Here is a 6,807-nt window from a genome sequence, read left to right as displayed (position 1 = left end):
CCAGGCGTAGGGTGCCGCCGCCGGCCTGGTTCGCCGCGGTGATCGCGGCGATCAGCGCGTTGGGGTCGCAGGGCACCGGGGTGCCCTTGTCCTTGCCGTCACCATGGCCATCGCCCTTCCAGCCCGGGTTGCCGGCGGTGTTCATGTCACCACCCCCGTCGCCGTTGGCGGAGCTGTTTCGGTGCTGCTCCGGGCCACCCTTACCGGAGCTGCCGCCGGCGTCGTTCCCCGACAGTGCGGCTCGGGTGAGCGCCCCGGGCGCTTGGGCGAGGCCCATGGATCCGGTGGCGGCCACGGTTGCAAAGCCAGCGAGAGTCGCTACGCCCAGCGTCGTCGCCGTCCGGGCGAGCCGCCGCCGACGGGCTCGCCCTGGTGGCCGTGCTTGGTCCGGCATCGTGATTCACCTTCGTGTCGGTCGGTCCGCGCTCCTGGTGAAGCGGTGGGGCGGCCGTCCAGCCGCACAAGCAGTTAAAGTCCACCAAACCGAATGATGAGGTGGTTTCATCGTAAAATTCCTCATATCGGTACAAGGCACCCGTCGTGCCAACCCCGGGGAAGCGCGAACCCACTGCCGTCGAGCCGACGAGCGCCGTCCGTTTTGAGCATGTTTTCGGTTTCATGTCTCTTTACGGTCATCCCGGGGTTAGCGTGCGGGTGGCTGCTACCAACGATTCGGTCGCCGAGGAGACCACCCGGCCCGCCGATGGCCGGTCTTCGTCGCTGACGGGGAAGGACACGACACCGCGATGAACCATCAGGACACCCACGAACCCGAAGCCGCCCGCCGAAACGGGGACCGACCAAGGTCACGGCGACGCTGGTGGGCGGCCGGGATGGCCGGTGTGACCGGCCTCGCCCTCAGCACCGTCGGCGTCGCCGCCGCCCCAGCGGCCGACGCTGCCGGGCGCACCCAGACCACCGCCGACGACCACAGCAAGCGCGCCAGCGGCGAGACTGACGCCCGCCGCGACCGCGGCAAGACCGACGACCGGCGCGGCCGTGACGACAAGGGCAAGCCCGGCGGCACGCCAGTCCCCTGCGATACAGATGCGCTGATCGCCGCGATCACCCTGGCCAACGCCCGCGGCGGCGCCACCCTCGACCTCGCCAAGGACTGCACCTACCTCCTCACCGCCGACCTCGGCGGTGCCGGCCTGCCCGCCATCACCACCCCGATCACCCTCAACGGCGGCAAACACACCACCATCGAACGCGCCGCCGCCGTCGACCCATTCCGCATTCTGATCGTCGAGGCCGGCGGCGACCTCACCCTCAACCACCTCACCATCACGGGCGGCGAGACCGAAACATTCGACGACGGTGGGGGATCCTCGCCAACAGCGGAAGCACCCTCGCCATCAACCACAGCGTGATCAAAAGAAACATCGGCTTCAACGGTGGCGGGGTGGCCAACCGTGGCACGACCACCGTCAAGCACTCCACGGCTAGCGGGAACACCGCACGGGAGAGCGCTGGCGGCCTCCAGAATATGACGGGCCTGCTCACCATCGGATATTCCACCATCACCAAGAACACCGCCACCGGATTTGCGATCGGCGGGGGAGTCGGCAGCATCAACAATGCGACCACACGCATCAGTCACAGCAGCATCACCCACAACCATTCCGGGCTAGCCGGCGGAGGAATAGGCGACTTCGCCGCCATCAGCATGGTTACCGATTCCGTCATCAGCCACAACACCGCGGAGAACTCGGGGGGCGGCATCTTCGAGGAGGGGCAAATCACCCTGCGACGCGTTAAGCTCACGGACAACAACGCCCCCGGCGATGGCGCTGGTGGCCTCGAAATTCAGAACTTTCTCGGCGACAGCGCCGCAACCATCGAGGACAGTGAAATCACCAACAACAGGGCACCCCGGGGCGGTGGAATTCGTAACCTTGCCGCCCCAGTCGTGCTCCGAAACACCCGGATCGCCGGAAATCAAGCCGACACCGGCGGCGGCGTCTTCAACAACGACAACGCCATCCTCACCCTCTTCGCCACCAAGATCGTCAAGAACACAGCCGTCACCGACGGCGGGGGCATCCTCAACATTGCGGGCGGCACCGTAAACCTGAACACCGCCACCGGCACTGTTGTGATCAAGAACCGGCCCAACAACTGCGTCAACGTCCCGGGCTGCTCGGGCTGACCTCCCACCGGCCACGCCACCAGGAGGGTTGGGCCCCACCGCCGGCCGGCGGTGGGGCCCAACCGTCCCGTACGATCTCGCGACGAACAAAGGGCCTTTTCGCCTCTGGCATGGGGGCAGGGTCCAGGGGTATGACCGGAGGATGAGGGCAAGCTTCCGGCTCGGCCGGATCGTGGGCGTACCAGTCGGGGTCAACTGGAGTGTCCTGGTCATCTTCCTGGTGATCGCCTGGGCGCTCTCCGCCAACCAGTTCCCCCGCACCTACCCGGACCAGCCGGGGATCGCGTACCTGCTCGCCGGCCTCGCCGCCGCCGTGGTCTTCTTCCTCGGCCTGCTCGCCCACGAGGTCTCGCACGCGATCGTCGCCAAGCGCAACGGGCTCGAGGTCGGCGGCATCACGCTGTGGCTCTTCGGCGGTGTTGCCGAGCTGAAGGGTGAGGCGCCGAACCCGGGTGCAGAGCTGCGCATCGCCGGGATCGGGCCCCTGGTGAGCCTGCTGATCGGCGTCTTCTTCGGCGCCATCGCGGCGGTAGTGGCGATGACCGGGTACGACGGGCTGTGGCTCGGCGCGCTGGCCTGGCTCGCCGGCATCAACGTGCTGCTGGCCGTCTTCAACGTGCTGCCTGCCGCCCCACTGGACGGCGGGCGGCTGCTGCGGGCGGCGGTCTGGAAGGCCACCGGGGACCGGACCAAGGCGTCGGTGGTGGCCGCCCGAGCCGGCTGGGTCCTCGGGGCGCTCCTGATCGGCCTGGGGTTCTGGCAGTTCTTCGCCGGCGGCGGGTTTGGCGGCCTGTGGCTGATCCTGATCGGCTGGTTCCTGATCGGCGCCGCCACGATGGAGGAGCGGCAGGCCCGGATGGGCAGCGCCCTGAGCGGCATCCGGATCGCCGACGTGATGACACCAGAGCCACAGACCGCCGCCGGTGACATGACCGTGGCCGACTTCATCGAGCACTACCTCTTCGCCTACCGGTACTCGACGCTGCCGCTGGTGGCCGACGACCGGCCGGTCGGGCTGATCACCCTCGACCGGGTCCGCCGGGTACCGGCCGATCGCCGGTCCACCACCACCCTCGCCGAGGTCGCCTGCCGCACCGACGAACTTGTGCTCGCCGCCCCGAATGAGTCACTCAACGAGCTCCTCCCCCGGCTCACCGACTGCGCCGACGGGCGGGCACTCGTGGTGGACGACGGGCGGCTGGTCGGGATCGTGTCGCCCAGCGACATCAGCCGGGCGGCGCAGCGCGGCAGCATGCGGGAGCAGTTGGCCGGGCAACCAGGTTCCTAACGGGTGCGGTTACCGGCCACTGGGCCGGGAATTCCCGGACGATGAGCAGCCACCATGTTCCGGCGCCACCGACCACGCCGGGCCCCCAGCCCACCCCGGCACCGCCGCCAGCGCCGACGCCGGTGCCACACCCCGGGCCGCCGCCACGCACCGGCCCCCCGCGGCACGGACCGAGCAGCCGCGCACCAGGCCGCCGGCGGCACGCATCGGACCCCTCAGACGTACGGTCGGGTGGTGTAGGCCAGCTTGAGCGCGGCCAGGCCGGCGTCCTTCGGCACCAGCCGACCCCAGCCCGAGTTGAAGTAGTTCGTCCGCACGATCCGTGGCCCCCGCTCCACGTTGAGCACGGCGACGGCAGCCGGCACGGTCCCGATCCACGCCGCCTGGTCGGGAAGCTCAGCCGACCGGACCCCCCACTCCGCGATCAGGACCGGGCGGGAGAGGGCGATTGGGCCGAGGTCGGCGACCGCCCAGTCTTTGATACGGCGAAACCGGGCCAGCGCGGTGTGCGTGGCGCTGGTGGCGTAGACGTTCCACTGCAGGAAGTCGACCTTCGCCATCAGCGCCTCCGGGTGGATCCGCTGATAGCAGGCCCGGTCGAAGCCGCCCGCCCCCACCGAGAAGGTGGTGTCGGCGGGCAGGCCCCGGGCCTTGAACCAGGTGACGATGTAGGCCAACGCCGCCACTGCCCGGGCGTCGGACTCCGCCCAGGTGTACGCCCGACCCGCCTCCGTGGTGCCGAACTCGTGGTCGGTGTCCAGCTCCGAGGCGAGTTGGAGGTTCACCCCAACGCCCATCTCCTGGTACTGCGCCAGCGCGCGAGAACAGCCCGTCGCACTGCCCGGAGAGCACCTGACCGTACCCGTATGCCCGGGGCCAGGTCGTCCCCGGCCGCTGCTGGATGGTCATCGCCGGAGCCGGGACCGTGTAGGTCCGGCCGTTGACCCGAAACGTCTGCTCTCTGGCGTGCGGGGCGCCGTAGTGCTTCAGCTCCAGCACCATATTGATCTTCATCCCGGCCGCACCGAGCTCCGTCAGCCAGGGCTTGTTCCAGCCCGGGAAGAGGTAGCCGTCGGCGAAGCTGCGGTACTGGGTCAGTGACCGGATGTTTCCGCCGGCCAGGTCCGCTATCGGATTTCCGTTGCCGGAGAGGTAGTAGCCGCCCAGTACGGGCGAGCCGACCTGGTAGTCGGCGGTGGTGGTGGCGGTGCGCCCGCCGGAGTCGCGCACCGTGACGGTGACCCGGGGCATCACGACACCGCCCGGTATTCGGCCACCGCGCCGTTATCCGACAGTTTCGTCCAGGCGCGGCCGGAGTCATCGGTGACGGTGAGGGTGAGCGGGTCGATGACCGCGGCGACCTGCGCGGGGGCGCTGCTGTGGCCACGCACGTCGGTGACCATCACGGTGACGGTCAGCGGCCGGGTATCGGCGTCGCTGTAGGTGACGATCATTCTCATGTCATCACCGGGAGCGTAGACCGCCGCGTTCAGGGCGACGGTTACGGTGGGAGCAGCCATCGGTCGGCTCCTTCCAAGCGTGGGTGGGGCGGGCCGACGGCGCGGGCCGCGTCAGCGACGACGCTCGCGCCGGGCTCGGTGGCGGCGGTGCGACCGGAACACTGCTGGCCCCGCCAGGCCCGAGGATCGGGATGTGGCCCGCCATCCACGCCTCTCACCTGCTATAACAGTGCGTCGGTGTGGTGCCCGGTGTCCTGTCCGTTAACCGATGAGCCGACTGTCGCGCAACTGATTGCCCCTCTTCCCGACCGCCCAGTGGCACCCTGTTGCCATTCACAGTCCGTGCCGGCCCTCGCCCGCCACCAGCTCGGCGACCCGGGCCTCGGACCGGCCCGAGAACGGATGCCGCAGGGCAACGACCGCCCGTTGGGTCTCCTCGGCGATCAGGTCAGCGTTGATTGCGGCCCCGGCGACGGCGCCACCGGCCGCAGCGGCCCCCACCTGGGCCGCCAGGTCGGTGACGTTGCCCGCCGCCCACACCCCCTCCACCTCGGTACGCCCGGTCGGATCGGCCGGGATGTGCTCGCCGAGCCCGCTCGGGTGCTCGACCGCCTGCAGCCCGAGCCCGGCCAGGAACCCGGCCCGCGCCACCATCCGCGGCCCAACTCCCAGGACGGTCCGGGGTACGACCGTGTCGTCAACGAGCCGCACCCCGACGAGCCGGTCGTCGGCAGTCTCCAGGGCCGCCACCGTGCCGGTGACCACCCGTACACCCCGGGCTTCCAGCTGCTCCGCCTGCTCCTCGTCGGGTCCGGCGGACATGTGGGTGAAGTAGCTGATGTCGGCGCTGAGCTGGCGGAAGAGCAGGGCCTGGTGCACCGACCGCGGGCTCGTGGCGAGCACACCGATGGCCTGGTCCCGCACCTCCCAGCCGTGGCAGTACGGGCAATGGAGAACGTCGCGGCCCCAGCGTTCGCGTAGCCCGGGAATGCTCGGTAGCAGGTCGACCAGTCCCGTGGTGACCAGCAGGCGGCGGGCCCGTACCGACCGGCCGTCGGGCATGGCCACGACGAAGCCGGCACCGTCCCGAGTCGCGGTCGCGACCTCACCGGTCACGACGTGGCCACCGTAGCCGCGCACCTCGGCCCGCCCGCGCCGGAGGAGCTCGGCCGGCGGCATGTCCTCGCGGCCCAGCAGCCCATGCACTCCCTCGGCCGGGGCGTTGCGTGGGTCGCCCGAGTCGAGAACCACCACCGATCGGCGCGACCGGGCGAGCATCACCGCCCCGTTCAGGCCAGCGGCACCGCCACCGGCCACCACCACGTCGTAGCTCTCCTTCAGCTGATCGGTCATTCTGACCACCTCCCGCGGCCACAGTGCCCCCAGCCTGCAGCGATAGCAAACTCTATTGCTGATGTGGCAAACTGCTGGCCATGGACGGTGACCTGAACCAGGCTCTCGACGCGGTCGGCCCCCGACTGCGCGCCCTGCGCCGCCAGCGCGGAACCACCCTGACCGACCTCTCGGCGGAGACCGGCATTTCGGTGAGCACCCTCTCCCGGCTCGAGTCAGGTACTCGCCGGCCGACCCTCGAGCTGCTCCTCCCCCTCGCCCGCGCCCACGGCGTCACCCTCGACGAACTCGTCGGGGCACCGCCCACCGGCGACCCCCGCATCCACCTGCGCCCGGTCACCCGCCACGGCATGACCGTGCTGCCGCTGACCCGACGAGTCGGCGGTATCCGGGCCTTCAAACTGGTCATCCCGATCAGCAAGCGGGAGCCAGAACCCAAGACCCACGACGGGTACGAGTGGCTCTATGTCCTCAACGGGCGGCTACGACTTCTGCTCGGCGAGCACGACCTCGTGCTGACGCCCGGCGAGGCGGCCGAGTTCGACACCCGGGTC

At 70.0% G+C, this 6,807-nt stretch carries 4 protein-coding genes and 3 pseudogenes; 3 read left to right on the top strand and 4 right to left on the bottom strand.

Annotation, left to right across the window (positions count from 1 at the left end):
• Window positions 1-394 (bottom strand): annotated as a pseudogene (locus K228_RS0123495) (right-handed parallel beta-helix repeat-containing protein); the annotation flags it as partial.
• A 352-nt stretch (window positions 395-746) separates the two neighbouring features.
• Between K228_RS0123495 and K228_RS26125 the strand changes: the two are divergent.
• A pseudogene (locus tag K228_RS26125) lies at window positions 747-2,152 on the top strand (right-handed parallel beta-helix repeat-containing protein).
• 142 nt (window positions 2,153-2,294) lie between these two features.
• Complete coding sequence (locus K228_RS0123485; RefSeq protein ID WP_025620582.1) at window positions 2,295-3,440, top strand: site-2 protease family protein; 1,146 nt, start codon at window positions 2,295-2,297, stop codon at window positions 3,438-3,440.
• A 215-nt stretch (window positions 3,441-3,655) separates the two neighbouring features.
• On the opposite strand, the pseudogene K228_RS26120 reads toward K228_RS0123485, so the two are convergent.
• The 3 genes and pseudogenes from K228_RS26120 to K228_RS0123470 form a co-directional block, all read right to left on the bottom strand.
• Window positions 3,656-4,691: pseudogene (locus K228_RS26120) on the bottom strand (hypothetical protein).
• Window positions 4,691-4,960: a hypothetical protein gene (locus K228_RS0123475; RefSeq protein ID WP_025620581.1), complete on the bottom strand. Its 270-nt coding sequence runs from the start codon at window positions 4,958-4,960 to the stop codon at window positions 4,691-4,693. Before K228_RS0123475 ends, K228_RS26120 begins: the two are co-directional and overlap by 1 nt.
• Window positions 4,961-5,233: 273 nt before the next feature.
• The gene (locus tag K228_RS0123470) at window positions 5,234-6,253 is read right to left on the bottom strand and encodes an NAD(P)/FAD-dependent oxidoreductase (RefSeq protein ID WP_025620580.1); all 1,020 of its coding nucleotides are present in this window, start codon (window positions 6,251-6,253) and stop codon (window positions 5,234-5,236) included.
• 80 nt (window positions 6,254-6,333) lie between these two features.
• Between K228_RS0123470 and K228_RS0123465 the strand changes: the two genes are divergently transcribed.
• On the top strand, window positions 6,334-6,807 hold a 474-nt coding region (locus tag K228_RS0123465; RefSeq protein ID WP_025620584.1), incomplete at its 3' end, for a helix-turn-helix domain-containing protein.

It is taken from the genome of Salinispora cortesiana, from assembly GCF_000484695.1.
GTDB lineage: Bacteria > Actinomycetota > Actinomycetes > Mycobacteriales > Micromonosporaceae > Micromonospora > Micromonospora cortesiana.
This window is presented reverse-complemented; position numbering and strand designations above follow the sequence as displayed.

Bases quoted from the DNA above. Each gene is read 5' to 3' on its own strand.
- K228_RS0123485 (WP_025620582.1), top strand. From the start codon at position 2,295: ATGAGGGCAAGCTTCCGGCTCGGCCGGATCGTGGGCGTACCAGTCGGG.
- K228_RS0123475 (WP_025620581.1), bottom strand. From the start codon at position 4,960: ATGGCTGCTCCCACCGTAACCGTCGCCCTGAACGCGGCGGTCTACGCT.
- K228_RS0123470 (WP_025620580.1), bottom strand. From the start codon at position 6,253: ATGACCGATCAGCTGAAGGAGAGCTACGACGTGGTGGTGGCCGGTGGC.